The sequence below is a fragment of the Methylorubrum extorquens genome (assembly GCF_024169925.1).
GTDB classification, from domain to species: Bacteria; Pseudomonadota; Alphaproteobacteria; order Rhizobiales; family Beijerinckiaceae; genus Methylobacterium; species Methylobacterium extorquens_A.
The window spans coordinates 964,844-991,047 of the sequence record NZ_JALJXF010000001.1 but is presented as its reverse complement, the minus strand read 5'-3'; the positions used below and the strand labels follow the sequence as shown (position 1 = coordinate 991,047).

The 26,204-nt window shown below is 66.2% G+C and carries 27 protein-coding genes and 4 pseudogenes; 20 read left to right on the top strand and 11 right to left on the bottom strand.

Translation table 11 applies throughout. The features are described from left to right. Positions 1-139: 139 nt before the first annotated feature. The 4 genes from J2W78_RS04770 (at position 140) to J2W78_RS04760 (ending at position 3,054) form a co-directional block, all read left to right on the top strand. On the top strand, positions 140-376 hold the full coding sequence (locus J2W78_RS04770) for a hypothetical protein (RefSeq protein WP_253368451.1): 237 nt from the start codon (positions 140-142) through the stop codon (positions 374-376). Between the two features lie 111 nt (positions 377-487). After that, positions 488-610, top strand: a complete 123-nt coding sequence (locus J2W78_RS24695; RefSeq protein ID WP_301288525.1) for a hypothetical protein — start codon at positions 488-490, stop codon at positions 608-610. Positions 611-614: 4 nt separating this feature from the next. Further along, positions 615-809: a hypothetical protein gene (locus J2W78_RS04765; RefSeq protein WP_253368449.1), complete on the top strand. Its 195-nt coding sequence runs from the start codon at positions 615-617 to the stop codon at positions 807-809. A 235-nt stretch (positions 810-1,044) separates the two neighbouring features. After that, on the top strand, positions 1,045-3,054 hold the full coding sequence (locus J2W78_RS04760; protein ID WP_253368447.1) for a methyl-accepting chemotaxis protein: 2,010 nt from the start codon (positions 1,045-1,047) through the stop codon (positions 3,052-3,054). Between the two features lie 994 nt (positions 3,055-4,048). Here J2W78_RS04760 and J2W78_RS04755 read toward each other — a convergent pair. Next, on the bottom strand, positions 4,049-5,023 hold the full coding sequence (locus J2W78_RS04755) for a Hint domain-containing protein (RefSeq protein ID WP_253368445.1): 975 nt from the start codon (positions 5,021-5,023) through the stop codon (positions 4,049-4,051). A 386-nt stretch (positions 5,024-5,409) separates the two neighbouring features. Beyond that, positions 5,410-5,745: a hypothetical protein gene (locus J2W78_RS04750; RefSeq protein WP_253368443.1), complete on the bottom strand. Its 336-nt coding sequence runs from the start codon at positions 5,743-5,745 to the stop codon at positions 5,410-5,412. A 177-nt stretch (positions 5,746-5,922) separates the two neighbouring features. Here J2W78_RS04750 and J2W78_RS04745 point away from each other — a divergent pair. The 3 pseudogenes from J2W78_RS04745 to J2W78_RS04735 form a co-directional block, all read left to right on the top strand. Then, positions 5,923-6,689, top strand: a pseudogene (locus J2W78_RS04745) (IS5 family transposase). A gap of 79 nt (positions 6,690-6,768) precedes the next feature. Further along, positions 6,769-7,757, top strand: a pseudogene (locus J2W78_RS04740) (IS630 family transposase); the annotation flags it as partial. A 4-nt stretch (positions 7,758-7,761) separates the two neighbouring features. Continuing rightward, a pseudogene (locus J2W78_RS04735) lies at positions 7,762-7,983 on the top strand (IS110-like element ISMno7 family transposase); the annotation flags it as partial. Positions 7,984-8,204: 221 nt separating this feature from the next. On the opposite strand, the pseudogene J2W78_RS04730 reads toward J2W78_RS04735, so the two are convergent. The 5 genes and pseudogenes from J2W78_RS04730 to J2W78_RS04710 all read right to left on the bottom strand — a co-directional run. Further along, positions 8,205-8,348, bottom strand: a pseudogene (locus tag J2W78_RS04730) (IS3 family transposase); the annotation flags it as partial. Positions 8,349-8,462: 114 nt separating this feature from the next. Further along, entirely contained in the window at positions 8,463-8,837 is a 375-nt protein-coding gene (locus J2W78_RS04725) for a DUF4440 domain-containing protein (protein ID WP_253368441.1), read from the bottom strand. 189 nt (positions 8,838-9,026) lie between these two features. After that, on the bottom strand, positions 9,027-9,302 hold the full coding sequence (locus J2W78_RS04720; RefSeq protein WP_253368439.1) for an adenylosuccinate synthase: 276 nt from the start codon (positions 9,300-9,302) through the stop codon (positions 9,027-9,029). A gap of 27 nt (positions 9,303-9,329) precedes the next feature. Continuing rightward, entirely contained in the window at positions 9,330-9,584 is a 255-nt protein-coding gene (locus J2W78_RS04715; protein ID WP_003600804.1) for a hypothetical protein, read from the bottom strand. Between the two features lie 325 nt (positions 9,585-9,909). Then, complete coding sequence (locus J2W78_RS04710; RefSeq protein ID WP_437178556.1) at positions 9,910-10,341, bottom strand: NAD(P)H-hydrate dehydratase; 432 nt, start codon at positions 10,339-10,341, stop codon at positions 9,910-9,912. Between the two features lie 409 nt (positions 10,342-10,750). Here J2W78_RS04710 and J2W78_RS04705 point away from each other — a divergent pair, with 409 nt between their 5' ends. The 4 genes from J2W78_RS04705 (at position 10,751) to J2W78_RS04690 (ending at position 13,121) form a co-directional block, all read left to right on the top strand. Continuing rightward, positions 10,751-11,035, top strand: a complete 285-nt coding sequence (locus J2W78_RS04705; RefSeq protein ID WP_253368436.1) for a hypothetical protein — start codon at positions 10,751-10,753, stop codon at positions 11,033-11,035. 138 nt (positions 11,036-11,173) lie between these two features. Next, on the top strand, positions 11,174-11,533 hold the full coding sequence (locus J2W78_RS04700) for a hypothetical protein (RefSeq protein WP_253368434.1): 360 nt from the start codon (positions 11,174-11,176) through the stop codon (positions 11,531-11,533). 190 nt (positions 11,534-11,723) lie between these two features. After that, positions 11,724-11,975, top strand: coding sequence for a PilZ domain-containing protein (locus J2W78_RS04695; RefSeq protein ID WP_253368432.1), 252 nt, complete (start codon positions 11,724-11,726; stop codon positions 11,973-11,975). Between the two features lie 939 nt (positions 11,976-12,914). Then, the gene (locus J2W78_RS04690) at positions 12,915-13,121 is read left to right on the top strand and encodes a hypothetical protein (protein WP_253368430.1); all 207 of its coding nucleotides are present in this window, start codon (positions 12,915-12,917) and stop codon (positions 13,119-13,121) included. Positions 13,122-13,162: 41 nt separating this feature from the next. Here the strand turns inward: J2W78_RS04690 and J2W78_RS04685 are convergent, their stop codons facing one another. Next, positions 13,163-13,438 (bottom strand): hypothetical protein, encoded by a 276-nt coding sequence (locus tag J2W78_RS04685; RefSeq protein WP_253373970.1) that lies wholly within the window; start codon positions 13,436-13,438, stop codon positions 13,163-13,165. 449 nt (positions 13,439-13,887) lie between these two features. Here J2W78_RS04685 and pstS point away from each other — a divergent pair, with 449 nt between their 5' ends. The 6 genes from pstS (at position 13,888) to phoB (ending at position 19,441) form a co-directional block, all read left to right on the top strand. Beyond that, positions 13,888-14,928, top strand: coding sequence for a phosphate ABC transporter substrate-binding protein PstS (gene pstS / locus J2W78_RS04680; protein ID WP_253368429.1), 1,041 nt, complete (start codon positions 13,888-13,890; stop codon positions 14,926-14,928). A gap of 114 nt (positions 14,929-15,042) precedes the next feature. Next, positions 15,043-16,017 carry a phosphate ABC transporter permease subunit PstC gene (gene pstC, locus J2W78_RS04675; RefSeq protein WP_253368427.1) on the top strand — a complete coding sequence of 325 codons (975 nt, stop codon included), beginning with the start codon at positions 15,043-15,045 and terminating at the stop codon, positions 16,015-16,017. Between the two features lie 44 nt (positions 16,018-16,061). Continuing rightward, positions 16,062-16,955, top strand: coding sequence for a phosphate ABC transporter permease PstA (pstA, locus tag J2W78_RS04670; RefSeq protein ID WP_253368425.1), 894 nt, complete (start codon positions 16,062-16,064; stop codon positions 16,953-16,955). 41 nt (positions 16,956-16,996) lie between these two features. After that, positions 16,997-17,812: a phosphate ABC transporter ATP-binding protein PstB gene (pstB, locus tag J2W78_RS04665; protein WP_003600786.1), complete on the top strand. Its 816-nt coding sequence runs from the start codon at positions 16,997-16,999 to the stop codon at positions 17,810-17,812. Positions 17,813-17,943: 131 nt separating this feature from the next. Continuing rightward, positions 17,944-18,657 carry a phosphate signaling complex protein PhoU gene (phoU, locus tag J2W78_RS04660; protein WP_253368423.1) on the top strand — a complete coding sequence of 238 codons (714 nt, stop codon included), beginning with the start codon at positions 17,944-17,946 and terminating at the stop codon, positions 18,655-18,657. Positions 18,658-18,736: 79 nt separating this feature from the next. Continuing rightward, positions 18,737-19,441 carry a phosphate regulon transcriptional regulator PhoB gene (gene phoB / locus J2W78_RS04655; protein ID WP_003600784.1) on the top strand — a complete coding sequence of 235 codons (705 nt, stop codon included), beginning with the start codon at positions 18,737-18,739 and terminating at the stop codon, positions 19,439-19,441. 108 nt (positions 19,442-19,549) lie between these two features. On the opposite strand, the gene J2W78_RS04650 is transcribed toward phoB, so the two are convergent. Further along, a complete protein-coding gene (locus J2W78_RS04650) occupies positions 19,550-20,089 on the bottom strand; it encodes a GcrA family cell cycle regulator (RefSeq protein ID WP_253368422.1) in 540 nt (179 codons plus the stop codon). Positions 20,090-20,612: 523 nt separating this feature from the next. Here J2W78_RS04650 and J2W78_RS04645 point away from each other — a divergent pair. Beyond that, a complete protein-coding gene (locus tag J2W78_RS04645) occupies positions 20,613-21,479 on the top strand; it encodes a cell envelope integrity EipB family protein (protein ID WP_253368420.1) in 867 nt (288 codons plus the stop codon). Between the two features lie 10 nt (positions 21,480-21,489). On the opposite strand, the gene J2W78_RS04640 is transcribed toward J2W78_RS04645, so the two are convergent. Then, entirely contained in the window at positions 21,490-22,767 is a 1,278-nt protein-coding gene (locus tag J2W78_RS04640; protein ID WP_367399407.1) for a DNA polymerase IV, read from the bottom strand. A 56-nt stretch (positions 22,768-22,823) separates the two neighbouring features. Here J2W78_RS04640 and J2W78_RS04635 point away from each other — a divergent pair, with 56 nt between their 5' ends. Together J2W78_RS04635 and J2W78_RS04630 are read left to right on the top strand one after the other, a co-directional pair. Continuing rightward, on the top strand, positions 22,824-23,645 hold the full coding sequence (locus J2W78_RS04635; protein WP_253368418.1) for a cobalt-precorrin-6A reductase: 822 nt from the start codon (positions 22,824-22,826) through the stop codon (positions 23,643-23,645). Positions 23,646-23,716: 71 nt separating this feature from the next. Then, positions 23,717-25,174, top strand: a complete 1,458-nt coding sequence (locus J2W78_RS04630) for a cobyric acid synthase (RefSeq protein WP_253368416.1) — start codon at positions 23,717-23,719, stop codon at positions 25,172-25,174. 7 nt (positions 25,175-25,181) lie between these two features. Here the strand turns inward: J2W78_RS04630 and cbiB are convergent, their stop codons facing one another. Next, on the bottom strand, positions 25,182-26,183 hold the full coding sequence (cbiB, locus tag J2W78_RS04625) for an adenosylcobinamide-phosphate synthase CbiB (RefSeq protein ID WP_253368414.1): 1,002 nt from the start codon (positions 26,181-26,183) through the stop codon (positions 25,182-25,184). Positions 26,184-26,204 lie beyond the last annotated feature (21 nt).

Genomic DNA, 26,204 nt, shown 5'->3' with positions numbered 1-26,204 from the left:
GCCGTACCCTCTCACGTTATGGAACGAAAAAAGAATAAGCAGCCCGACGGTTCCGGGTCAACGTGAGCATAAACGTGACCTTGCCGCCCTATGGAAAACGTGGACCACGCACAATCTGGGCTTGGTGAGGGTATCAGCTATGACGATGCGGACGACTTTCGTCGTGCAGACCTTTGCGGTGAAGCGGAAGCGGCTCATCCCTGGCGATCGGCAGGTGTCGGCGTCCTGCAGCCGGGCGCTGAAGCGGGCCGAGGCGATGGCCGAGCGGATGCTGGGGACGACCGTCCTGCAGATCGTGGCCGATGACGAGACGGGCGAATTCGAGAGCGCGACGATCCTCGGCCAGTTTGGCGAGGTGCCGGACGATTTTGCCTAGAGCCTGCAGACGGCGTAACCATGCGGACCATCGTCGAAAGTCGATAACGGCAGCGCCATAGCCATCAGCGACGGCGGCAAGGGCCTGTCGGACCTCCTGGCCCGCGCGCTCATGACCGGAAGCGATGCGGCTTGGGACCGCCCACAGCCCTACGGGATCAACCGGACCGTCGAGCGGCACCCCACCGAGCCCGCGGAGGTCGTCGTCGGCGCCCGCGAGATCGCGGTCCGCTAGGCCGATGAGCGCGACCACCGAACGATCCGCCGCCGAGATGCGCGGCTTGCTCCGGTTCGCGCAAGGCCTCGGCCTGGACGAGGATGCCGTGCGGGAGATCTACGAGGCCGTCGGGCGTGAGGCTATGGTGACAGGCGCCAACGACGACGACCGCCTCGCCAAGGTGCGGAAGCGGATACTCGAGGCGGTCAGGTACTAAGCGGCTTGCCCCTCAATGACCGCACGCAGAGGACAAACCAAAGCCTGAGCGCTTGTCTAAAAGCGACCATTTGTGTTCGAAAAAAATCGCTAGGAGAATTTTATATCATCCCAGTCCAAGTATATTTTAACATGAAATTAATTCGAACTGCCAAAATACCACTTGCGAATTATTTTCTCGGAGTGGGGTAGTGTTTTCAAATATTATAGCCGGAAGCATATCAAAAAAACTCGTGGTGATCGCAGGATCTGCCGTCAGCCTAACCCTCATCGGGTTCACCGGTTTGGCTGGATGGAAGGCTGCCGAGCGCACCGATCGAGAAATCCTGGCGCTCGCGAGCGAGAAGGCGACGAGCACGACCGGGCAGGTCACGGCCCAGATCACCGAGGCGATGTCGGCCGGTATCTCCATGGCGGCCGCGCTCTCGGGCTTTGCCGATGGCGGCACAGCCCGGAGGGAAGATGCCGTCGCGGCGACTAGGGCCGTCCTCGAAGGCTACCCCAATCTGTTCGGTGCCTGGATCTCAGACACCGCCGATGGCCGCCTCGGCAAGGTGCTCGGCGGAACGGCTTCGAACAACGACAAGGGCCTTTTCACACCGTACTGGACGAAGAGCGGCTCGGGGAAGCTGGAGCAATCGACCTTCACTGTCGATCCGACCAAGCAATGGTACGAGGCGGCCATCAAGTCTGGGAAAAGCCTCCTCATCGAGCCCTACGTGACAACCAAAGGCGACGTCGTGACCTCGATCAGCGTGCCGCTGACGATTCACCGCGCGACGATCGGCGTGGCGGGCGTCGACATCAGCCTGCAGAAGATGTCCGAGATGCTCGCGGCGCTGCGTCCCTTCGAGGGCGGTCGCGTGATGATGCTCTCGCAGGCCGGCCGGTGGATCGTTCCGCCCCAGGCCGATCTGATGATGAAGGACTATACTGACGTCGGTGCGTCGGAGATCAAGGCAGCCCTCGGTGACGGCCGGATGCGGATCCTGAGCGACGGCACGGACCGCGCGCGGCGCCTGGTCTATCCCTTCACGGCGCCCGGGATGAACACGACCTGGGCCCTCGTCCTCGACGTGCCGGACGCGGCGTTCTCGCAGCCGATCATGGCCCGCGTCCTCGAGACGGCGCTGGCCGGTCTTGTCATCCTCCTCGTCGTCCTGAGTGTGATCTTCGTCTCCGCCCAGATCCTCCTGACCCGCCCGCTCCACAGTCTCGTCGGCGTGCTGCAGCGGATGGCGCGCGGCGAGGTCGACGCCGAAATCCGGGAGGCCGCCCGCGGCGACGAGATCGGCGCCGTCGGCAAGGCGGTCGAGGCCATCAAAGCCATGGTCGCCCGCAAGGCCATCGAGGAGGCCGAGGTCAAGCGCCGCGCCGATGAAGCCGCCGCCGCCGAACGCCGCCGCACCATGATCGAGCTTGCAGACGGCTTCGAGCGCGCCGTCGGCGGCATCGTCGGCATGGTCTCGTCCTCCGCCACCGAGCTCCAGGCCACCGCGCAGCAGATGACCGCCACCGCCCAGGAGACGGCCGCGCAGTCCACGAGCGTGGCGGCCGCCGCCGAGGAGGCGTCAACCAATGTCAACACGGTCGCCGCGGCCGCCGAGGAACTGGGCTCGTCGGTGCAGGAAATCGGCCGGCAGGTGACCGGCTCGGCCCATCTCGCCCAAGCGGCGGTGGGCGAGGCTGACCAGACCGCGCATCTCGTCCAGGCGCTTAGTCAGAACGCCGCCCGGATCGGCGACATGGTCGGAATGATCTCGGGAATTGCCGGCCAAACCAATCTCTTGGCGCTCAATGCCACGATCGAGGCGGCGCGCGCAGGGGCTGCAGGGCGGGGCTTCGCGGTGGTGGCGACAGAGGTCAAGGCGCTGGCCGAGCAGACCGCCAAGGCGACCGAGGAGATCGCGCGCCAGATCGGCGAGGTTCAAGGGGTGACCGAGCAGGCGGTGACGGCGATCGGCGGGATCACCGGGCGGATCCGCCAGATCGACAGCGTAGCGACTTCGATCGCGGCGGCGGTCGAGCAGCAGGGCGCGGCAACCCAGGAGATCGTGCGCAACGTCGCGCAGGCCTCGGCGGGCGCCAACGAGGTGACGGGCAACATCGTGGGCGTAGCGCAGGCGTCGGAGGAGACGGGGGCTGCGGCCACTCAGGTTCTGTCGGCGGCCTCCGAGTTGTCCCGGCAATCCGAGCATCTCGGCGCCGAGGTCACCCGCTTCCTCGCCACGGTCCGGGCAGCCTGACCCATCCCCATCTCCGCTGGTGTGCGCAGTAAGTCGATTTTGCGTCGAACGTCCGCTTCCGCCCCATCTACGAGCGGAAGTGGACGGGCGGAACCCCACTCAACTTGGACGTTAGCGATTGCCTTCTCGCCAGCCCGGGAACTTGCCCTCCCATGGTCCGCAATGGTTCATATGCAATCCTCGATAATTCCGGATCACGATCCTTCGCACTCTAACTACGGCGCCCGCACCACTTCCTCTGGCGTCTCCCGCACGAAGCTCGTCAGCGGACCAATCGTGAGGTCGGATCACGCACGGCCGCTCGTTCAGCTTGGAGTATGAAAAACCCCGCAGCGGCTGAGCCGGGCGGGGCAAGGTGGGTATCGAGATGGAAGAGCCCGCTGGAGGGCGGGTATAGGGCAGACGGGCTGTGGCGGGCGGATAGTCCAGATCAGCGCCCCCACGCCGATCACTCCTTCATGATCGCCTCTACGTTCGCCAGGGTGCCCCGAGCGGTCTCCGCGCGCTCGTGCGAGCAGAGTCGAAACCCCATGCTTCGTGCGCCTCAATCCCTCCGTGAGTCGGATAGGCCGGATCGACCGCGGGCCCTTCATCGCGGATGGTCTCGAGACCGTCGATCGCCTCAGCAAGGGCGCTCTCACACCGATCAGTCGGGGGATCGCTTTCCACGTTCGCTGTCGGATTGGTGGTGACCATGGTGCGCCTCCAGCGGCGGGGATCCTCCGACGGAACGAGACTGCACAGACAATCATATATTGCATAGCATCTGATGGCACATCCTGTTTCGATGTGCCGAGACTGTCTGGCCGCCAGACGCCTTTCACCAGGGCGGCGGCCCGCCGATCCCCAGCGCCCCCGTCCGCCACGCGCACGAAAAACCCCGCGCGGCGAGTGCCGGCGGGGCTGGGTAGGCGCTGCGATGTCGGGCAGGCACGAAGCGCCATCGTCCAAGCAGCGCGGGCCATGCTGCTACCGTTCGGACTGACAAGCATTCCTATGCAGCGAGGAAAGCTTCGTCCGCGCACCAAGAGCAGTCCGCGTTCAGCGAGCCGGCAAACACGGCGTCGAGCCGCTGCCGCTCAGCCTCGACGAGCGGTCCATCCACCACCACCGGCCGGCAACGACCGTTCCAACCCGGAGCGACGAAGTCCGGGTTGTGCAGGGCATGGTCCAAGCCTTCGGTGAAGAAGGCCCGATCGCCACCGTCGATGTAGCTTTCCGCCGGAAGCCCCTCGGCGAGCAGGATGTCGTGGCCGTCGAGTTCGACGTGCCAGTAGGTGACGCTGCTCACCAGCTCGCGGGTGATCGTGGTGCCGTTGATCAGGCACATCACAGGCACGAGCACGCCGCCCTCGTTGCCGGCATCCGCGCCGACGAGCACCGGGTGACCAGGCGAGAGGATGAGATCGCGAACCGGAAGGCCGCCGCCGAAGGCGCCAGCGCGCACGCGCACCGGCTGCTGGTTGAAGGGAAGCGAGCCGCTATCGGCCACGATCTCGCGAGATCCAATCCATGCGATAGGTCGCGCGGTGCTGGTCGCAGTCATCGCTATGTCACCCGCCTGCAGATGCTCGACCGCAATCTCACCGCGTACCGTTCGGATCTGCGTGCCGGTCGTGAAGCAAACAGGTATGTAATCACCCAGGCTCGTCTCAGAAAATGTCTCAGTGCCCCCCTCTACAAGCTGCGTATTCGAGGCAATGATTGCAATGCCTGATCCATCGGCATTGTCGCTGAAAACGATTTGATTTGGATTATCGAGATTTGTTGCGTAAGCTGTGAATTGATCCGACCCATTGGAAGAGGTAAATACAACAGGGTCGCCGACAGCGTTGACGATGCCATTGAGGGTGTATGGTTGCGGATTATTGTCCTCATTTTCGAAAACGTTATTCTGAACCCCATCATTGTCCTGAGACAAAAAGTTAGTGTTATAGGTCTGGTTATTGAAAACAATCGGAAGTGCCATTGCTGCCTCCACTTTCCGTTAGCGCGTTTCCATCACATCATCGGCGGGCGCGAGGCACGTCTTCGTGCGGCCAGCCTAGGAAATCTTCTTCGGTGGCAACTTCGATCAAACAACATTTGAGGGAAATTTTCGGCCGCCGATCAGTATACAGGCGATTTGAGCCGGAGTGTGTCGTCGAAGCAACGAATTGGCGCGACGAGATATACCTCAAAATTTCCATCCAATATTATTTGGATCTAAGACTATAGCCGATCTTGCGACCTGACCGCGTACGATCATATTCCGTTGCCAAAATAGCGAGTAGCGATCAACTCGCCGCCCCGCCGCTACGGACGCCGCGCGTAGTCACCGATTGTTGATCCAGGGCCGCATGCGCTCGATAGTGGCTAACGCGTAAGCGAGTTCTTCGCCTGCTCCGGGGGGATGCGCCGTGTCTCTGAGCCGAACTCGAAATCATCGAGCCACGACTCGGCGTACTCCACCGGAAACATCCATTCCCACGGGTTACACATCCGCACCGTGTAGCTGTAGATCGTCGCCTTGCCGAACGGCGTCGAGGACGGCGTCGGCACGCTGCCGATGTACTTGTCCCGCCCGAGCTTGCCGAACGCGGCCGGCTTGTCGTCGGTCTGCACGCTACGCTTGCCGACCGGCTTGTTGATGATGCGATACGTCGTCTGCGGGCAGCGGAGGACGCGGTAGTTATCGGGCTCGATCTTCACGTCGTCGCCCGGCCGAACTACGGGCGTCAGCACCTTCCGGCTGAGGAATTGAACCGGATCCTGCTTGTTCGTGATCCAGCCACCAATGACGGCCCCGCGGCCTGCGCACTAGGGCCTGTCGTCGCCTGAACGGATTTCGAATTTTGGCGTTTTCTCGTTTTCCAGTGAGGAGACGTGATGCTGTCAGACGCGCAGCGGGGTGAGTTACAGCCGCTGATCGAGGCCTCTCGCCCGAAGGCCAAGACACCGCCCGAGGAGCTTCGGCGCACGATCTCTGCGATCCTCTGGCGACATCAGAACGGGGCGAAGTAGCGCGCCATCCCCGAGGAGTTGGGTCCTTGGTGGCAGGCGGCACAGATCTTCATCCGCCGGGCACGCGCCGGGGTGTGGGAGCGGCTGCTCGATCGCGTGCAGGAGCGCGGCGTCGCGCTGGGCATGGTCTTCCTCGACGGCAGCAACGTTCGGGCTCACCAGAAGGCGGCGGGTGCAGCAAAAAGGGGGGATCTGCGGCCGAGCGAGACGCTCGTGAAGCACTTGGCCGCTCTCGTGGCGGCTATGGCACCAAGGCCTGCGTGATCGCCGACGGGAGAGGCCGCACCGTCGCCTTCCGCATCGCTCCGGGGCAGGCCCACGAACTGCCTCACGCCATTCCGCTCCTCGACCAATTGCCCGGCGTGCCCAAGTGGGGCGTGGGCGACCGTGGCTATTCCAGCCACGGCTTCCGCGAGCACATCTGGACCACCGGTGCGCGTCCCGCGATCCCGACCAAACGCAACGAAGAGCAACTCGCCTGCCCGGACTGGGCCTACAACAACCGCATCATCGTCGAGCGGTTATGGGCGTGTCTCAAGGAGTGGCGCGCCGTCGCCACCCGCTACGAGAAGACCGCCGTCAGCTTCGCCGCTGTCCTCTGCCTCGCCGAAACGCTCGATTGGCTCAAGTGACAACAGGCCTTAGTGTTGAACCCTGACATTTGAGTCCGTTCGGGGTTTCAGTTTCAGTCCCCCCTGCGAGTCTCGCAGGATGCGCAGTGGCATCTCTTTCAAGCTCTCCGCCGCGGATCGCCTTCGGTTGGAGGCCCTGGTCGCGGATCGAAACACGCCACAGAAGCACGTCTGGCAGGCTCGCATCCTGTTGCTAAGCGCCGATGGGCTCGGGACGCACGCGATCATGCGTGAGGCGGGCGTCTCAAAGACGGCGGTCTGGCGCTGGCAGGACCGACTTCGCGCAGGACGGCGTCGTAGGGCTCCTGCAGGATAAGACGCGGCTGGTGCGCATCCCGGCGCTGGGGCCGGAGGTGGCGACGCGCGTGGTGGCTCTGACGCAGGAAGATCCGCCCAGCGAGACCACGCATTGGACGGCCGCCGCTATGAGCAAGGTCGCGGCCATCAGCGTCTCGTCAGTGCAACGGATCTGGCGTGGGCATGGGCTGCAGCCGCATCGGGTCCAGCAGTTCAAGCTCTCCACCGACCCGGCCTTCGCCGCCAAACTGCGCGATGTCGTCGGGCTCTACGTCGACCCGCCCGCCCATGCCGTCGTGCTCTCGGTCTACGAGAAGAGCCAAATTCAGGCGCTCGCCCGCACGTCGGACCCGCTGCCGATGAAGCCAGGCCAGCCGACGACGCGCAACCCACGACTACAAGCGCCACGGCACGACGACCCTGTTTGCCGCCCTGGACGTCCTAGAGGGCAAGGTGATCGGCCGCTGCATGCAGCGCCACCGGCATCAGGAGTTCATCCGCTTCCTCAACGCTGTCGAGGCTGCGGTTCCGGCGGGCAAAATCGTCCACGCGATCCTGGACAACTACGCCGTTCACAAACACCCGAAGGTCCGTGCTTGGCTCGACCGCCACCCGCGCTGGACCTTCCAGTTCACTCCGACTTCAGCCTCGTGGCTCAACGCCGTCGAGGGCTTCTTCGCCAAGCTCGCAAAACGCCGCCTGCGGCGCGGCGTATTCGGATCGCTGATCGAGGTGCAGGCGGCCATCAAACGCTTCATCGCCGAGAGCAACGGCGACTCGATCCATTGCAGGCGGGCGAACATCTGTTCGGGGTGTGCTGTACATGGCTGCGCTGATCGCGATCCGGCGAGGCTCTCCCTTCCGGCCGTTCTATGAGCGGCTCACCCAGCGCGGCCGACCGAGGAAGGTTGCCCTTGTTGCGGTGATGCGAAAGCTCTTGGTGACGCTCAACGCTATCGTCCGCGATCGTACGCCATGGCGGCCACTCACCGCTTGACCTTCAACACTGCCGCTCCGTCGTGCGGGCGCTGCCGTGGAGAACCTATCCCATAGTGCAGCCTTGCATGCGGTCTCCGACGTATCACCACATAACGGGACTGAACATCAGCTCGACTTTGCCAATCATGTAGCGTTGCAGAGGGCATAGGCTAAGTGCGCTGGCAGGTGGAAGCGAGGTTTTGATCGAGCGCGTCGACGCGATGATGTCACTAAAGTCCGCTCGCGCCACCGGTAACAACTCTGCGCGGAGATCTCCGCCTTCTTGCACGCCAGCGCCAAGCTCTTGGCCTGGGCTGTCTGCACCTCGATCTGGCGCAGTTCGAGCACCACCTGCTCCGCACTCGTCTTTTGACCTCGCCGCATGACCGAAACTTTCAGTCCCGGCTGATCCTCTCAATCAGCCCGGTCCAAAGCCAGCCGGTCAGGTCGATCCGCACTCGGCCGTTCAACCCGAGTGGGTCCCCTGCGACTGCCGCGTCAGCGTTCCTCGTCAACGACGGGGGCGAGAATGCGCGGGGTCTGCTGGTGCTGGACGACCCGCCATTCCTCGTGCGACAGCCGCCGGTAGGTCGAGGTGCAATGGGCCTCGTAGGTCTCTTCACCCCGTGAGGCTTTCACAGAATAGGCGATGACGATCAGGCCTTCTTGGGGACGCGCAATCCGGCCATCGTCGAACGCGACGTCGGACCAACGGGGCGTGTCTGCGACCGCTTCGATCGCTTGAGCGCCACCGAGCACGTAAGGCGGCTGCGGCAGCGCCATCAGGCACTCGTCATCGACAAGTTCGCGGTAATGACCCGGGTCACCGGTCCAAAGGCTCTTTTCGAACGACCAAACACGATCATCGTCCACGGCGGGCCTCCTCAGGCTCTCGAAGTGCCGGGACAAGACCTGCGCGCCCTGATCGTTCCTAGACGGCACCCGCCCCAATGGTCGCGTGCCCCCCCGCGGGCGCCGCCCTCACCAAGACCTCGGCAAGCGTCATCACAGAACGTGCCACGTGAACCCGAATGGCACGCGTTGCCTCACGACTCATGCGCCTCAGGCGCTCGCGACCTCGAACTCCATGCCGCGTCCCGGTCCCTGGTCGGCATAATCCACGAGTGTCAGCCCCCGCTCGATCAGCGTCCCTTCGAGAATGTCGCGGTGCTTGCGCACCATCTGCCCGATCGCCAGCGGCGTCAGGCGCGGGCTCGACCGGCGCAGGGCATCCACCCCGACATGGGCCGGCATGCCCTCGTTCTCAGCGATCCGCGCAAGCGCCAGGCCCAGGTCGCGCGCTTTCGTCTCCGCGGCCGATTTCGGCTTGAAAGCCATGTGATGCCTCTTTTCTCGATGCTTTCGTCAGGCGGCCTGCAGCGTCTCGGCGAAGTCTTCCGGAACCTCGCCGAACCGGCCGAGAATCGTCGCGCTTTCCAATTCCCCTGTTTCGTCGTCGGCCACGATCTGGATCGCGGCGGTGCCCGGCAGCCGCGTGGCCATCGCTTCGGCCCGCTTCAGCGCCCCGTTCACCGTCGGCGACACCTGCTGGTCGCCGGGGCACAGGCGTTTGCGCTTCAAAATAAAGGTCTGCACGAGGTAGGTCGTCCGCATCGTCACCGTCGTTCTCCCGCACCAGGGCCGAGCCGGCCGCCATTCACACGTCAGGCAAGCCGTCGTGATCTCGGAAGCCCGAGCCGGAAATCGGCCGCCCGCTTGTTCTATTTTCGTTCTAGCACGAAAGACGGCTTCGCGTGAGCCTGTTTTGCAGCGCCGACACGCTCGTCGAGTGATTGTCTGCCGTAGGAGCGATCAGCCGCCACCGATGTCGCTGATGACTTTTCCGGTGCCGTTGCAGTCCGGGCAATTCTTGGCTTCGATCCGCCCGCTTCCGCGACAGCGCGGGCATAGGTTCTCATCCGTTCCGGACGGTCCGGGCGACGCTTCATCGCCGGGTTTTGCGGGCTCCGATCTTGGCCCGCATCGACCGCACGCAGGATGTTGGGCACTTCGTCGGCGATATCGCGCGCCAGGAAGCCGATCGGTCCGACGCGCCCGGCGAGCCGTCGCCCCACTTGCCTATGCAAATAGACCCCCTCGCCGCCGCTGTCGTCGCCTCCATGCCGCGAGCGAACACCTCTGCAACGACGCCTGCCAGAACATCGCCGGGGCCGGAGGTCGCTAGCCCGAGTCCGCCGCCGCCGTAGAGCCACGGTTCACCGGAGGGGGACACGATCGAGCTCTGCGCGACTTTCATCATCACGACGCATCCGTGCCTTTCGGCGGCCCGCTGAGCTGCTGCCAGAGGATTCGCTTCGACCGCGCCTCTGTCGACGCTCAGGAGCCGGGCTATGTCGTCGGCATGCGGCGTGATCACCGCGCGATCGATCCGCGCCTGACTGCGCGCCGAGGCCGGCCATGACGCCGGCATCGAGCAAGAGCGGCGACGAGGTGCGTGCCGGGAGAAGTACGGTGACGAGCGCGTCTGCCGTGTCCCCGGCGCTCAGCCCCGGGGCGATCAGAAGGGGGGCAGTGCCCCACCAAAGCTCTGCAGGCGTGCTACGGCCGGGGCGGGATCGATCCCGCCCTCCAACGTCGCGGCGTCATCCTTCGCAAGTCCAGAATGCTGCCGGAGGGAAAAGTTGGGACGACGCGTCCCGATCCTTTCAGATGACGAGGGATTTGGTTCGACTACGCCGGGTTGAATGCGTCACTGTCTCCCAATGGCGATTGGATACAAAATCGCGGCATCGGGTTTCTCGATGGAAAGATCATCGGAAATCCCCATGAAAACCTTTTTCACTCTCGCGAGCGCGGCCGGACTCATGGCTGCGAGCCTCACCCCTTTGATGGCGACATCGGCTGATGCCCGCTCTCGTCACAAGAACCGCGGGTCCGTCACGAGCGACGGTAGCGTGACCGGCGGACGCGGCGGGGGCCAAACGATCTCCCGTGGCGCCACGGGAGCCAGCACCATCAGCCGAAATTCCGCGGCGGGCGGCAATGCCAATCAGCCCGAGCGTGCGGTCCCGCAGGGTAGTGGTGGTGGCGGAAGCGGCGGCGCACAGTAACGCCGGTCCGGTGTCGGCATACGACGCGGGCGGCGATCACGACCACAATCGATGCTCTAGCTTTTTGTTTTTACATCATCTTTTTCCGAAAGCCGGCAACCACCTTTCGGGATGATGTTCTAGGGAAGTGTGTGATCGATGGCACTCCGTTCCGAGACTCCGCCCCCTCCGGGCGACCATGTCCTGGAAGCTCCCGTTTCATCGGAGCGTCCGACCACCGCGCAACTGAAGGCCGAGATCGATTCTGGCCGAACCGGCGATAAGATCCCCGCTCACGATCCCGGCTTGTCGCCCCTCGGGACCGACGACGAGGCCGCCGGGACACCTGCGGATGCGTCTCGCGTCTCGTTGGCGCGCGAAGAGGAAACCCGGCCGCGCCGCCGGAGAGCCAGCCGAATGCAGACCGGGCACGGCGCCACCCGTTGGGTTATGCCGGCCTATTACGGGGTCATGGTGGTGGCCCTGGCGATCGGGCTCGTCGTGTGGCTGGTGCGCTGATCCGGCGGATCGCTGCGACCGGGCGATCCCCGTGGGCGCGTGAGACGGTTGATCCCAGTCGGCGGGGCTCCAGTCCGCTTCGAACGCTCTCCCCGCTCGGATCGATGCGTGATTGCTCCAACTTTACGGGATGGCGCAACGCCATCTTATCGGGCGCCTGCCATGCTTCGATGCTCACGTGAGGACATCCATGTCCAGGCTTGCAGGATTCCCAATCGACGCCCCGCCGACGCCCGGCCAAGCCGGGTTGATCGCAGTCGATGAACACACCTCGATTGGGTGCTGGGTCCACGATATCTCCGCGCAGGACGTCGAGATCGTCGTTCCGGACACCTCCGTTGTCCCGGAGGTGTTCATGCTGACATCCTCGGATCAGGAGGCCATCAAGGTATGCCGCACCTTGTGGCGGACCGATGAGATGATCGGCGCACGGCATCGGTAGGCGTCGTGCCGATGGTGGTCTCCGGCTTTCGAAAAATGGCGCGATAAGAATGCTCCCGAAAGCGCATCGGTCCGCCCGAAGGCTCGCCATCGCTTGACGTTTCTCTTGATCCGATGAGGTGAGGACCGTCTTCGCAGTTCGACGCAAGGCGGGAACCGATCCGTATTCGACGAACCTCGTGGGCCGTTGCCGGGTCGACCCTGCCGGCTATGCCTCATGGCCGAGACGAAACAGCCGTACAAAGTCGAAGCCCCGGTCAGCCCCGTCTGACGCCCTAGGGTCATAGCTGCGGGACGGTCTCCAGGGACGACAGGATCAATCAGCAAGGTGGCGCGAAGCAGGGGCAAGGCGATAAGGCGGAAGGCGAGCGACGCGAGCCGTAAGTGCCAAACCGAGATCAGCCCAAATTGCGGTGAGCTGCCTGCTATCCCTAAGGGCCGGCGAGTGGCGGGCCGGTTTCTCGGGAGAAGACCGACCCGCCTGTCGCCTGCGTACCGCATGGGGGGCTGGCAGCCCAACGACACTGATTCAAACGGGCCTGACGCGGACGATCATCCCGCGATGTAAACGGTGAACTGGCTCCGGCGGGATCGTCAACTCACTGCCAAGGCGTGTCATTTCTGAAAACGCCTGCCGTGGGAGAAAAATTTCGTCGTCATTGTGTGCGCTAGCACACGAAATTTGCTCTCTACGAGTTGGACGGCGGAAGAACTTGTCTAGCCGAAGGGCGCTTGGCCAACCGAATAATCCGGCTTTCCATGGCGCATGAGTGGACGTCGTAAGGTCACGGATTGCGTACGAACCGCAAATCATCTCCCACGAGTGCCAGCCCCGTCATCAACGGTAAGTTTTTATTAACCATCTCGATGCAATCCTCGTCACCATCGCTCCCTCTTGCCGGTTGCGGTACGGTTCCTTCAGATTCGGCCTGGTCGATTCATGGTACATCTCGCGACGGACTACCCCGCTGGCGTGATCGTCGAAGCTGCCATGCCCGCTCTGAACGGCGAGAGTCGCGATCGGATCGGACAGGGCCTGCGTGACGCCTATGTCGAGCGCTGCGACGCGCAGCCGATCACCGACGCGCAAGTCGAACTGTTGCTGCAACTTCGGCAGAAAGAGCGCGATCGCCGCCGCAGCGCCTAGGAATCGGGTCCCTCAGCCTCAGGAGACCTCTCTCCCAAGGATCACTGCCAGCGTCGGGCCTTCGGCTGCTGGCGCCGGACCTCGGCGGCACGGATCATCGTCAGCACCCGGTCGAGATCCTTGAGCAGAGATGACTCGGTCGCGCGTGCCGAGGCGATTTCCCGGTCATCGCTGCCGAAGCGCTGACGCTGTTGCTGTAGCGTCAGCTCTTCCTCGAGGGCTGCCCGCTCCGCATGGAGCGCGAGGTAGGCCGCTCCCTGAGGATCTGCCGGATCGAGGAGGGGCTCCTCCTCGTGGGATGAATTTGGCTCCGTCACGATGACGGTCTCCTCGGACGTTTCGAGCGCAGGTCCGGTGCCACTCAGGGTGTCGCGCAAGATCTCGCGAAGATCACTCTCGTGGCGACTTTGAGAGCGCCCCCCGAACCATCCAGGCGCTGATCACCGCTGCCTTGGCTGCGGTGGTGCCGCGGACGTTTCGTGAGAGACACGGACCCAAGTACCTGGACCCAAGTACCTGCTCTGGTAACGCTCCCAGGGTGCAAAACGCTCCCAGGGGCCGATTGCTCCGTTGCGCTCTTATCCTCAGCAAAATTTCAAATTCCCCAAGGGCTTTCCGAGGCCGTCCCCGGGCCTGTCATGTCACCGTCATGTCGCCGTCATAGAGGCGGCGCGTCGGTGCACTAGATGGCAGCAGCGTCGCAGCGAGACCGGTTCCAGAATAGGCCCGGCCCCGACAATGCGCCCGACACCTTACGGAGATGCTCGTGAAGCCTTTCACTTACGCTCTGGCCGTCGGCCTTGCGGCCGCCCAGCTTGCGACCTCGGCCCTGGCCGCCGACATCACCGGCGCCGGTGCCACCTTCCCCTTCCCCGTGTATTCGAAGTGGGCCGAAGCCTATCGCAAGGAAACCGGAACGGGCCTGAACTACCAGTCGATCGGCTCGGGCGGGGGCATCAAGCAGATCCAGGCCAAGACCGTCGATTTCGGCGCCACCGACGCGCCGTTGAAGCCCGCTCAACTCGAGAAGGACGGCCTCGTCCAGTTCCCGACCGTCATGGGCGGCGTGGTGCCGGTGATCAACGTTCCGGGCATCGAGGCCGGCAAGGTCAAGCTGACCGGTGAGCTCCTGGCCGACATCTACGCCGGCAAGATCCTGAAGTGGTCCGATCCGAAGATCGCCGGGCTGAACGAGGGCGTGAAACTTCCCGACGCCAACATCACCCCGGTCTACCGCTCGGACGCCTCCGGCACGACCAACATCTTCACCACCTACCTCGCCTCGGTCTCCGAGCCGTGGAAGAAGGAATTCGGTGCTGCCACCACGGTGAGCTGGCCGGTCGGCCAGGGCGGCAAGGGCAACGAGGGCGTGACCGCCACCGTCAAGCAGGTTCCGAACTCGATCGGCTACGTCGAGTCGGCCTATGCCAAGCAGAACAAGCTCGCCTACGCGCTGATCCAGAACAAGGCTGGCAAGTATCCGCAGCCCGACGACAAGGCGTTCCAGGCCGCTGCCGCCAGCGCCGACTGGAAGTCCACCCCCGGCTTCGGGATCACGCTGACCAATCAGGCCGGTGACGACGCTTGGCCGATCACCGCCGCGACCTTCATCCTGGTCCACAAGGATGCGGCGGATGCGGCGAAGGCCGGCGATGTGCTGAAGTTCTTCGATTGGGCCTACAAGAACGGCGACAAGCTCGCCATCGACCTCGACTACGTGCCGCTCCCCGACACCGTCGTCGGTCTGATCCACGAGGAGTGGAAGGGCATCAAGGGCAAGGACGGCAAACCCGTCTTCGGCATGTAAGCGATCCTCTCAGGCCCTCTCCCGCACTCGGGAGAGGGTCTTTCTCCGAGTGTCCGGCTCGCATCGCGCGCCACGGCGCGCTAAACGCCCTCCATTCGAAGAGCCCTTCCGCGGATGACCGCCTTGACCCAGTCCATCGCCCTGGCCAGCGAGAGCGGCGTGCCCCGCACCGCCCCGAGCAAGACCGCCGACCGCCTGTTCCAGGGCGCCGCCTACGGCTCGGCTCTGCTCGTGCTGCTGGTGCTCGCCGGCATCCTCGGATCGATCATCTACGGGGCGTTGCCCGCCTTCACCGAGTTCGGCTTCGGCTTCCTCACCTCCAGCGCCTGGAACATCGGCACCGAGCAGTTCGGTGCGCTGCCGGCCGTGATCGGCACCGTCGCCGCCGCGCTGCTGGCCCTCGTCATCGGCGTGCCGGTTTCGCTGGGCATCGCGATCTACCTCACGCAGCTCTGCCCCGGTTGGGCCCGCAAGCCCGTCGCCATGACCATCGAGCTGCTCGCCTCCGTGCCGAGCATCATCTACGGCATGTGGGGCCTGTTCGTGTTCGCGCCGCTGTTCGCCCGCTTCGTGCAGGTGCCGGTCTCGAACGTCGTCGAGGGGATCCCGATCGTCGGCACGATCCTGTACGCGCGCATTCCCTCCGGCGTCGGCGTGCTCACCGCCGGCATCATCCTCGCGATCATGATCGTGCCGTTCGTTGCCTCTATCACCCGCGACATGCTCGACCAGATCCCGACCGTGCTGCGCGAGAGCGCCTACGGCATCGGCTGCACCACCTGGGAGGTCGTGCGCCACGTCCTCGTACCGCAGGCCTCGGTCTCGATCATCGGCGCGATCATGCTCGGCCTCGGCCGCGCGCTCGGCGAGACCATGGCGGTCACCTTCGTCATCGGCAACGCCAACCGCCTCTCCGCCTCGATCTTCGATCCGGGTTCGACCATCGCCTCGCGCATCGCCAACGAGTTCAACGAGGCCGACGGGCTCCAGCTCTCCTCGCTGATGGCGCTCGGCTGCCTGCTCTTCATCATCACCTTCTTCGTGCTGATCATCGCGCGCCTGCTGGTGCGGCGCACTAAGGTCGCCTGAACGAAACGTCCGCAACGCTGCCCGCCTACGGAAAACGACGCGCCATGGATGCCAGCACGCCCCTCGCAACGGCCGAACGCCCCCGGAGTGCGAGCCGCGTGCGCTCCGGCCGCCGGATCGCCGACCGCATCCTGATCCTGGCGAGCACGCTCGCGACGCTGCTCGGCATCGTCGTGCTCGGCTCGATCCTGCTGATGCTGATCGTCGAGGGCGTGAAGGGCTTCACCCCCGCCCTGCTCACGGAGCCGACGCCGGGGCCGGGTTCCGTGGGCGGCGGCATCGCCAACGCCATCCTCGGCAGCCTCGTGATGACGTTCATCGGCATCGTCATCGCAACGCCGATCGGGCTGATGGCCGGCACTTTCCTGGCGGAGTACGGCCGCACCTCGAAGGTCGCTGACATCATCCGCTTCCTCAACGACGTGCTGCTCTCCGCACCCTCGATCCTGATCGGCCTGTTCGTCTACACGCTGATGGTGCGGCCGATGGGGACCTATTCCGGCTGGGCCGGAGCGGTGGCGCTCGCCATCATCGCCACCCCCGTGATCGTGCGCACGACCGAGGACATGCTGCGCCTCGTGCCGAGCCAGATGCGCGAGGCCGGCGCCGCCCTCGGCGCGCCGCGTTCCCTCGTCATCCGCGCGATCACCTGGCGTGCGGCGAGTGCGGGTGTCGTCACCGGCATCATCCTGGCGCTCGCCCGCATCGCCGGCGAGACCGCGCCGCTGCTGTTCACGGCACTCAACAACAACAGCTGGTTCAACGCGAACCTGCTCGGCGGCGTGCCCAACCTGCCGGTCATGATCTACCAGTTCGCGCTGTCGCCCTATCCGAACTGGCAGAGCCTGGCCTGGGCGGGCGCCCTCCTCATCACCGTCACCATCCTGGCCCTGTCGGTGGTGGCCCGCCTTGTGATCAAGGACCAGCGGGCGCGCTGAGGCCGCCCCACGGACAGACCTCCCACCTGCGAGACAATCCGATGAGCGCCTCCCCCGCGATCCGCAGCCAGTTCGAAGGCCGAAGCCCGGCCGACGTCAAGGCGCCGGTGCGCATCGCCTGCAAGGACCTCAACTTCTACTATGGCAGCTTCCACGGCCTGAAGGACATCAACCTTGATTTCCGCGACCGGCAGGTGACGGCGCTGATTGGCCCCTCGGGCTGCGGAAAGTCCACGCTGCTGCGCACCTTCAACCGCATCTACAGCCTCTATCCGGAGCAGCGCGCGGAAGGTGAGATCCTGCTGGATGGCCAGAACGTTCTGGACCCGAAGATCGACCTGAACGAACTGCGCTCGCGAGTCGGCATGGTGTTTCAGAAGCCGACCCCCTTCCCGATGTCGATCTACGACAACGTCGCCTTCGGCCTGCGCCTCTACGAGAAGCTTCCTAAGGCCGAGCTCGACGTGCGCGTAGAGGAATCCCTGCGCAAGGCCGCGTTGTGGGACGAGGTCAAGGACAAGCTCAAGCAGTCCGGCACCGGCCTCTCCGGCGGTCAGCAGCAGCGCCTCTGCATCGCCCGCACCGTGGCGCAGCGCCCCGAGGTGATCCTGTTCGACGAGCCGACCTCGGCGCTCGACCCGATCTCCACCGGCCGCATCGAGGAGCTGATCGAGCAGTTGCGGACCGAGTTCACGATCGTCATCGTGACCCACAACATGCAGCAGGCCGCCCGCATCTCGCAGTTCACGGCGTTCATGTATCTCGGCGAGCTGATCGAGTTCGACGCGACCACGAAGATCTTCATGAACCCGGCCAAGCGGCAGACCCAGGACTACATCACCGGCCGCTTCGGCTGAGATCGACCGCGACTGCAAGGCAGTCGCGGCCCCCCTGCGCCCTCTTTGAGACGCGCCCTCTTCCGCCGGACCCGTGTCCATCGCAGTTTGAGTGCGCCCTCGTCCGACCGCCTGATCGGGAAATTCGCGACATGGCCGACCATATCGTCTCCTCCTACGACACCGACCTCGAGAACCTGCGCCGCTCGATCGCCGAGATGGGCGGCGTGGCCGAGAAGATGATGACGGATGCCACCGACGCGCTGGTGCGCCGGGATACCACCCTCGCCCAGGCGGTGATCGTCGCCGACAAGCGCCTCGACCTGCTGCAGCGGGAGATCGAGGAGCGCTCGGTTCTCCTCATCGCCCGGCGCCAGCCGCTGGCCATCGACCTGCGCGAGACGATCTCCGGTATCCGCGTCTCGGGCGACCTCGAGCGGATCGGCGATCTGGCCAAGAACATCGCCAAGCGCGTCGTGGCGATCAGCGATCAGGCCCAGCCGCAGAAGATCGTGCTCGGCGTCCAGCACATGAGCGACCTCGTGCAGGAGCAGCTCAAGGACGTGCTCGATGCCTATGCCAGCCGCGACGTGACCGCTGCCCACGAGGTTTGGGAGCGGGACAGCGCCATCGACGCGCTCTACAATTCGCTGTTCCGGGAACTCCTGACCTACATGATGGAGGATCCGCGCAACATCTCGTTCTGTACGCACCTATTGTTCTGCGCCAAGAACGTCGAGCGGATCGGCGATCACACCACCAACGTCGCCGAAACCATTGAATACCTCGTCACCGGTGAGACGCCGACGGCCGAGCGGCCCAAGAACGACGCTTCGAACTACGCGACGATTACGCCGGGCGCCTAAGGGTTAGGCGGAGCGGCGATCAAGAGACGCCTCCGGCTCCTCTCACGAGGGCCGGGCGTGACGGATGGAAAGACGGGCGATGACGAGTGCGCACATTCTGATCGTCGAGGACGAGGAATCCCTGACGACCCTGCTGCGCTACAATCTCGAAGCGGAGGGTTTCCAAGTCGATGTCGCGGTCCGCGGCGACGAGGCCGACCTTCGCCTGCATGAGACGACGCCCGACCTCGTCCTCCTCGACTGGATGGTGCCGGGCCTCTCGGGGATCGAGCTGTGCCGGCGGATCCGTGCCCGCCGCGAAACGGAGCGCCTGCCGGTCATCATGCTGACCGCCCGCGGCGAGGAGACCGACCGGGTGCGCGGCCTCTCGACCGGCGCCGACGACTACGTCGTCAAGCCGTTCTCCGTGCCGGAACTGCTCGCCCGCGTCCGTGCGCTCCTGCGCCGTGCCAAGCCCACCCACGTCTCCGACATGCTCGTGGCCGGCGACATCGAGCTCGACCGCGTCAGCCACCGCATCCGCCGGCAGGGCCGCGAGATCCATCTCGGTCCGACCGAGTTCAAGCTGCTCGAATACCTGATGCAGAGCCCGGGCCGGGTCTTCTCGCGGGAGCAGCTGCTCGACGGCGTGTGGGGCCACGATGTCTACATCGACGAGCGCACGGTCGATGTTCATGTCGGCCGCCTGCGCAAGGCGATCAACCGCCCGCGCCAGAGCGACCCGATCCGCACCGTGCGCGGCTCCGGATACTCGTTCGACGAGATGTTCGCCGGAGCGGAGTGATACGGCCTCCGGCCGGTCATTTCGCGGTTCCGCACCTCTCCGTCACCGCAAGGCGAAGCCGAGGCGATTCAGGGCACGACCCCTGCAGATCGTGCCCGGCCGGAGCCTTTAGCGGAAGCCGGCGACGCGGCGGTCGCGCTTACGCTCGGCGGCCGGCTGATAGGCGATCTGCGCGTGCTGGGTGCAGTAGGGCAGGCCCGTGATCGCGCGGCCGCCGCAGAAGCGGAAGTCCGGCGAGGTCGGGTCGCCCATCGGCCAGCGGCACATCGACTCGCGCAGGTCCATGATGGTGACCCGCTCGGAGACCGCCAGAGCCACCGGCTCCGGGGCGGGCTTTTTCGGCAGCGGAAAGTCCGGTGCCGGTCTGTGCGCGACGATCGCGGGCGGCTCCGGCAGCGTCGGCTCCTCGACCACCACGGCCTGCATCTCGACCTCGGCGGCCAGCTCGTCCCGGCGCCGACCCTGAGACGACGAACCCATCGGCTTGACGCGGCCGGAGAGTCCGAGGCGATGCACCTTGCCGATGACCGCGTTGCGCGAGACGCCGCCGATCTGGAGGGCGATCTGGCTGGCGCTCAAGCCGTCGTCCCATAGGCGACGAAGCAGCTCCACGCGCTCATCCGTCCAGCTCGGGACCGCTTCCGTCATTGTCCCCTCCACGTCGAAACATCCTTGAACGCAAAGACCGACCGACAGCGCGGCTCTGCTGCCACGCATGGCGACAGCAGGCATGGCCAGGGGCCGCAATCCGGCCCTGCACATGTCGGTTAACAGACGCCAAAGATGCCGTTGGCGACGCTGTGGAGACTACAGGACAGCTCGGCCGCGGAGCAAGGGTCCGTGCGTCTCGCGGTCCGGTTTCCCCCGGCAATCCGGCTCCCATGACGCCGGTCCGGATCGGTTCCGGCGGCGGGGCGAGCGAATCCTCCGCTAGTCGTTAACGCATTGCGTAAACTTGATCTTTTTCGAGCAAGCGGATCAAGCCATGTCCGATTGGCCGAGGGGGCGGGCGGTTGCGCGGACGGCCGGCATATTCGCGGTCGCGTCGGGAGCGCGATCGAAAAAGATTGTCCGGGCGGTCGGGATGACTATGTGACGGACGTCGTCCGCCGGCCTGCCGCCTGTGGACAACCGTCCTCGATCGGATCTCGATCGGATTTTGGGAGATCGCATGCGACTGCGCCTCGCGCCGGCCCTTTTCCTCCTTGCCGCGATGCCGGGAAGCGCGATGGCCGCGGGGCCGGCCGCGCCGGTTCCGAACGAGGCGGCGATCCGGTTGACCAATCACCGCGCGGTCTACGACCTGTCGCTGGCGCGCTCCGAGGGAACGCGGGCGGTCGAGGGCGTGCGCGGGCGCATCGTCATCGATTTCTCGGGTGACGCCTGCCGCGGCTACACCATGCAGACGCGCCAAGTGACGATGCTCAATTCCGGCGAGTCCGGCGACCGCACCTCGGACCTGCGCAGCACCACCTTCGAGAACGGCGACGGCAAGAGTTTCCGCTTCCGCACCACGACCATCCTCAACAATGCGCCCTCCCCGGCTGTCGATGGGACGGCGGAGGCGGCCGAGGCGCTCAAGGTGAAGCTCAAGGAGCCAAAGCGCGACGGGTTCCAGGCCGAGGGCGCCGTCCTGTTTCCGATCCACCACATGATCCGCCTGATCGAGGCGGCCAAGGCGGGCGAGACGACGGTCTCGGCCAAGGTGTTCGACGGCTCGGATGACGGGCGCAAGGTCTACGACACGTTGGGCATCATCGGCCGCCCGAGCGCCGCACCCGCCGCCGACACCCAGCGCGACAAGCCGCTGCGCGAGGGCGACCACGGCGCCATGCGGCGCTGGCCGGTCACGTTGAGCTACTTCACCCCCGGCGGGGGCGAGCGCACGCCGATCTACACCCTCACCTTCGACCTCTACGAGGACGGCGTCAGCGGGCGGCTCCACCTCGATTACGGAGATTTCGCGATCGACGGGAATCTGACGCGGCTCGATCTCGCCAAGGCCGACGCAAAATCCGGGGCGGACTGCAAGAAGTAGCCGTCGCGCTTCAGCCTCGGCGCCGCTCCGGCTCGCCGGTGAAGACGAGGCCGCGCTGGATCGCGGCGTTGCCGAACTTTTCCCGCAGCCGGTCGAGCGCCGCCTCGCGGCGGGCGACGCGCTCGATGCCCTGGTCGGCGAGGTCGCCACGGTCGGCATGGATCGCACCGCAGAGATCGCCGCCCCCGATGCCGATCAGACGGAAGGCGGTACCGTCGCAGGCGGCCCACAGCATCGGCTCGCCCTCGCGGAAGAGCCGGTCGGCGAGCTGCGTGGGTTTCAGGCCGCTGCGGGTTCGGGTGCGCAGCCGGAAGCGGGCGTCCTTCAGTTTCAGCGTGACGCTGCCGGCGGCGAGCTCCGCCCGCTTGAGCCGCGCCGACACCTTTTCGCAGAGTTGCCAGAGGATCGGCCGCAGATCCTCGAATCGGGTGAGATCGGTCGAGAAGGTCGTCTCGGACGAGACGCTCTTGGCCTCGCGGGTCGGGCGCACCGGCCTCCGGTCCCGGCCGGCGGCGAGATCGATGAGACGCAGTGCATCCCGCCCGAGGGATGCCTGGAGACGCACCGGGTCGGCGCGCGCGATGTCGCCGACCCGGTGGATGTTGAGCGAGGCGAGGCGGTTTCGCGCGCTCTCGCCGATGCCGGGCAGGATGCCCACCGGCTTGTCGGCAAGGAAGGTCGCGGCATCCTCGCCCGCGATGATCGAGAAGCCGCGCGGCTTGTCGAGGTCCGAGGCGATCTTGGCCAGGAACTTGTTGGCGGACAAACCCACCGACACGGTGATGCCGACCTCCGCCTCGACCCGTGCGGCGAAGCGGGCGAGCGTCACCGCCGGGCTCGTCCCGTGCAGGCGTTCGGTGCCGGAGAGGTCGAGGAACGCCTCGTCGATGGAGACGGGCTCGACCAGCGGCGTGAGCGCCAGCATCATCGCCCGAACCTCGCGCCCGACGCGGGCGTACTTTTCCATATCCGGCCGCAGCACGGTGGCATCGGGGCAGCGCTTCAACGCCTCGAACATCGGCATCGCCGAACGCACCCCGGAGATCCGGGCGAGGTAGCAGGCGGTGGAGACGACGCCGCGCTTGCCGCCGCCGATGATGAGCGGCTTGTCGCGCAAGGAAGGGTCGTCGCGTTTCTCGATCGCCGCGTAGAAGGCGTCGCAATCGACGTGGGCGATGCTCAACGCGTCGCGGGCCGCGTGCGCGAGAAGGCGCGGCGAGCCGCATCCGCGGCAGCGCAGGGCGCCCTCGGCTTGCATCGTCAGGCAATCGCGGCAGAAGGGTCTCACGTCGAAAACCTCGCCCGGCCTTTGCCGGGCTGATGCGGGCGAGACAGGTTGTACGAATGTCCGGAGCCGCCGACCAGGGTTCTCCCGCGCGCCATCCCACGCCGAATCCCGATGCGCCGCCCCTGCGCATCCTCGTGCTTGGCGGCACCACCGAGGCCAGCGCGCTCGTCGCCCGGCTGGCGCGTGAGCCGGATGTCTCGGTGACACTGTCGCTGGCCGGACGTACCGCTGCGCCGCGGCCCGAACCGGTGCCGACCCGCATCGGCGGGTTCGGCGGCGGCGAAGGGCTGGCGCGGTGGCTTTCCAAGAACGGCATCGCGGCGGTGATCGACGCGACCCACCCCTTCGCCGCGCGGATCTCGGCCAATGCGGCCGAAGCGTGCAGGGCTGTCGCGGTGCCGCTGCTCGCTTTGCGTCGCCCGGCCTGGGAGCGCGAGCCCGGTGACGACTGGATCGCAGCCGCGAACGTCCCGGCCTGTCTCGATGCGCTCGGGGCCGCACCGAGAACGGTGTTCCTCACCATCGGCCGACAGGAGTTGGCGGCCTTCGCCCGCGCGCCGCAGCACGCTTACGTCGTGCGCACCATCGAGCCCGTCGGCGACGCGCTGCCGGTGCCGAACCTCGTCACCGTCAGCGCCCGCGGCCCCTTCGCGCTCGATGACGAGATCCGCTTCATGCGCGAGGCGCGCATCGAGGTGCTGGTGACGAAGAATTCCGGCGGCGCGGCGACCTATCCGAAGATCGAGGCCGCGCGCCGGCTGGGCTTGCCCGTGGTGATCGTCGCCCGCCCTGCCCTTCCGGATGTGCCGGCCGTGCCCGATGCCGCGGGCGTGCTGCCCTGGCTCGAGGCGCGGCTCGCCGCGCGCGGACTGTCCTAAATCCGGCTCGACGCCGCCCGGCCCCGATGCCATGGCAGGGTGATGCCCGCGCCTCGAACAAGGATCCGCCGATGACCCGCGCCCTGATGATCCAGGGGACCGGGTCCGATGTCGGTAAGTCGCTGCTGGTGGCCGGCCTTGCCCGCGCCTTCACCCGGCGCGGGCTTACGGTGCGCCCGTTCAAGCCGCAGAACATGTCGAACAACGCCGCCGTTACCGCCGATGGCGGCGAGATCGGCCGGGCTCAGGCGCTCCAGGCCCGCGCCGCGCGGGTCGCGCCATCCGTCCACATGAACCCGGTGCTCCTGAAGCCGCAGAGCGAGGTCGGCGCGCAGGTGGTGGTGCAGGGCCGCATGATCGGCACCGCCAAGGCGCGGGAGTACCAAGCCTGGAAGCCGCGGCTGATGGCCTCCGTGCTCGACAGCTTCGAGCGGCTGCGCGCTGAGGCCGACATCGTGCTCGTGGAGGGCGCGGGCTCGCCGGCTGAGGTGAACCTGCGACAGGGCGACATCGCCAATATGGGTTTCGCCCGGGCGACCGGGACGCCGGTGGTGCTCGTCGGCGACATCGATCGCGGCGGCGTCATCGCCAGCCTTGTCGGCACGCAGGCGGTGCTGGAGCCCGACGATGCGGCGATGATCCGCGGCTTCATCGTCAACCGCTTTCGCGGCGACCCGACGCTGTTTGCCGACGGCATGGCCCTGATCGCCGCGCGCACCGGCTGGTCGCCGTTCGGCCTCGTGCCGTTCTTTCCCGACGCCGCCCGCCTGCCGCCGGAGGACGCGGTGGCGCTCGATGCCCCGCAGGCGCGCCGTGACGGTGCCGTGCCGTTGATCGCGGTGCTGCGCTTTCCTCACATCGCCAACTTCGACGACCTCGACCCGCTGCGGCAGGAGCCCGGCGTCGCGGTGACCTTCGTGCCGCCCGGTGCACCCGTCCCGGCGGAGGCGGACCTGATCGTCCTGCCGGGTTCGAAGACCACGATCGACGATCTCGAATGTCTGCGCGCAGAAGGATGGGACATCGATATCCGCGCCCATCTGCGCCGCGGTCGTCGCGTGCTCGGGCTGTGCGGCGGCTACCAGATGCTTGGCCGCTCCATCGCCGACCCGCAGGGGATCGAGGGGGCGCCGCGCGACCTGCCGGGCCTCGGCCTCCTCGACGTCGAGACGGTGATGACGGACGCGAAGCGCCTCGTCGCCGCCAGCGGCACGACGCTCGCCGATGGCGAGCCGTTCTCCGGCTACGAGATGCATGTCGGCGACACGACCGGGCCGGACACCGCCCGGCCCCTGCTGCGCTTCGCCGACGGCCGGGCCGATGGGGCCGTCTCACCCGACGGGCTCGTGACCGGCACATATGTCCACGGCCTGTTCGCCGACGACCGCCAGCGCGCCGCCTGGCTCGCCCGGCTTGGCGCTGCGCCGGGCCTCACCCGTTACGAGGCCGGCATCGAAACGGTGCTCGACCGCTTCGCCGACCACCTCGAAGCGCATCTCGATTGCGATGGGCTGCTGCGCTTGGCGTGAGGGATCGTTACCGGCCGAAGGTGAGCCAGATGCCAGTCACGGCCGCCACCAGCGTGAACTGCAGCGCGCAAGCCGTGCGGTAGAGCTTCAACGCACGCACGATGTCGTCGGCGTTGGCCTCGGCCCGCCCGTCGCCCATCCAGGCATCCTCGACGCGGGTGTCGCCGTAGATGCGTGGGCCCGCGAGCCGTAGGCCCAGCGCGCCGGCCATGGCCGCTTCGGGCCAGCCGGCATTGGGCGAGCGATGGCGGCCCGCGTCGCGGCGGATCGCCCGCCACGCGCCCGCCGCGGAGACATCCCGGCTCAGCGCCGCTGCTGCGATCAGCAGGAGCCCGGTGAGTCGCGAAGCCGGCAGGTTCACGAGGTCGTCGAGGCGGGCGGAGGCCCAGCCGAATGCCTCGTAGCGGGGCGTGCGGTGGCCGACCATGCTGTCGGCAGTGTTGATCGCCTTGTAGAGCGCGCCGCCGGTGAGTCCGCCCGCGCCGATCCAGAAGGCCGGCGCGACGATGCCGTCGGAAAAGTTCTCCGCCAAGCTCTCGATCGCGGCTCGGCACACGGCGGCTTCGTCCAGGCTCTCGGGGTTTCGGCCGACGATCATCGACACGGCGGTACGACCCCCGGCGAGCCCTTCGGTCCGCAGGGCGGCGGAGACGCGCCGGACATGGACGAACAGGCTGCGCTGCGCCGGCAGGCTCGCGGCGAGAACAGCGAGGATCACCAGGCCGAACCCGTGGCCCGTGAGCGCGGCGAGCGCCGTCAGTCCGAGGGCGAGGGCGGCCACCGTGACGAGCAGCATGGCGAGCGCCAGGATGCCGCCGAGCCGGCGTGTCCGCGGCGCGCCCCGGTTGAGCCCACGTTCGAGCGCGGCGATCAGCCGGCCGATCCAGGTGACAGGATGGCCGAGCGCCCTGTAGAGGCGGTCCGGATAGCCCGCCACGGCCTCGATCAGCAGGGCGATGGCCAGGATGCCGAGGGTGTCGGGCGGATGGGTCAGGGCGATCCAGGACATCGTTGGCAGGGTCGGTGCGGG

Coding starts and splice junctions, on each gene's coding strand:
- J2W78_RS04765 (WP_253368449.1), top strand. CDS start 615: ATGAGCGCGACCACCGAACGATCCGCCGCCGAGATGCGCGGCTTGCTC.
- pstC (WP_253368427.1), top strand. CDS start 15,043: ATGACCGCCTTGACCCAGTCCATCGCCCTGGCCAGCGAGAGCGGCGTG.
- J2W78_RS04645 (WP_253368420.1), top strand. CDS start 20,613: ATGCGACTGCGCCTCGCGCCGGCCCTTTTCCTCCTTGCCGCGATGCCG.
- J2W78_RS04635 (WP_253368418.1), top strand. CDS start 22,824: ATGTCCGGAGCCGCCGACCAGGGTTCTCCCGCGCGCCATCCCACGCCG.
- J2W78_RS04695 (WP_253368432.1), top strand. CDS start 11,724: ATGTCCAGGCTTGCAGGATTCCCAATCGACGCCCCGCCGACGCCCGGC.
- J2W78_RS04690 (WP_253368430.1), top strand. CDS start 12,915: ATGGTACATCTCGCGACGGACTACCCCGCTGGCGTGATCGTCGAAGCT.
- pstA (WP_253368425.1), top strand. CDS start 16,062: ATGGATGCCAGCACGCCCCTCGCAACGGCCGAACGCCCCCGGAGTGCG.
- phoU (WP_253368423.1), top strand. CDS start 17,944: ATGGCCGACCATATCGTCTCCTCCTACGACACCGACCTCGAGAACCTG.
- J2W78_RS04770 (WP_253368451.1), top strand. CDS start 140: ATGACGATGCGGACGACTTTCGTCGTGCAGACCTTTGCGGTGAAGCGG.
- cbiB (WP_253368414.1), bottom strand. CDS start 26,183: ATGTCCTGGATCGCCCTGACCCATCCGCCCGACACCCTCGGCATCCTG.
- J2W78_RS04700 (WP_253368434.1), top strand. CDS start 11,174: ATGGCACTCCGTTCCGAGACTCCGCCCCCTCCGGGCGACCATGTCCTG.
- J2W78_RS04755 (WP_253368445.1), bottom strand. CDS start 5,023: ATGGCACTTCCGATTGTTTTCAATAACCAGACCTATAACACTAACTTT.
- J2W78_RS04705 (WP_253368436.1), top strand. CDS start 10,751: ATGAAAACCTTTTTCACTCTCGCGAGCGCGGCCGGACTCATGGCTGCG.
- J2W78_RS24695 (WP_301288525.1), top strand. CDS start 488: ATGACCGGAAGCGATGCGGCTTGGGACCGCCCACAGCCCTACGGGATC.
- J2W78_RS04630 (WP_253368416.1), top strand. CDS start 23,717: ATGACCCGCGCCCTGATGATCCAGGGGACCGGGTCCGATGTCGGTAAG.
- J2W78_RS04720 (WP_253368439.1), bottom strand. CDS start 9,302: ATGGCTTTCAAGCCGAAATCGGCCGCGGAGACGAAAGCGCGCGACCTG.
- pstB (WP_003600786.1), top strand. CDS start 16,997: ATGAGCGCCTCCCCCGCGATCCGCAGCCAGTTCGAAGGCCGAAGCCCG.
- phoB (WP_003600784.1), top strand. CDS start 18,737: ATGACGAGTGCGCACATTCTGATCGTCGAGGACGAGGAATCCCTGACG.
- J2W78_RS04650 (WP_253368422.1), bottom strand. CDS start 20,089: ATGACGGAAGCGGTCCCGAGCTGGACGGATGAGCGCGTGGAGCTGCTT.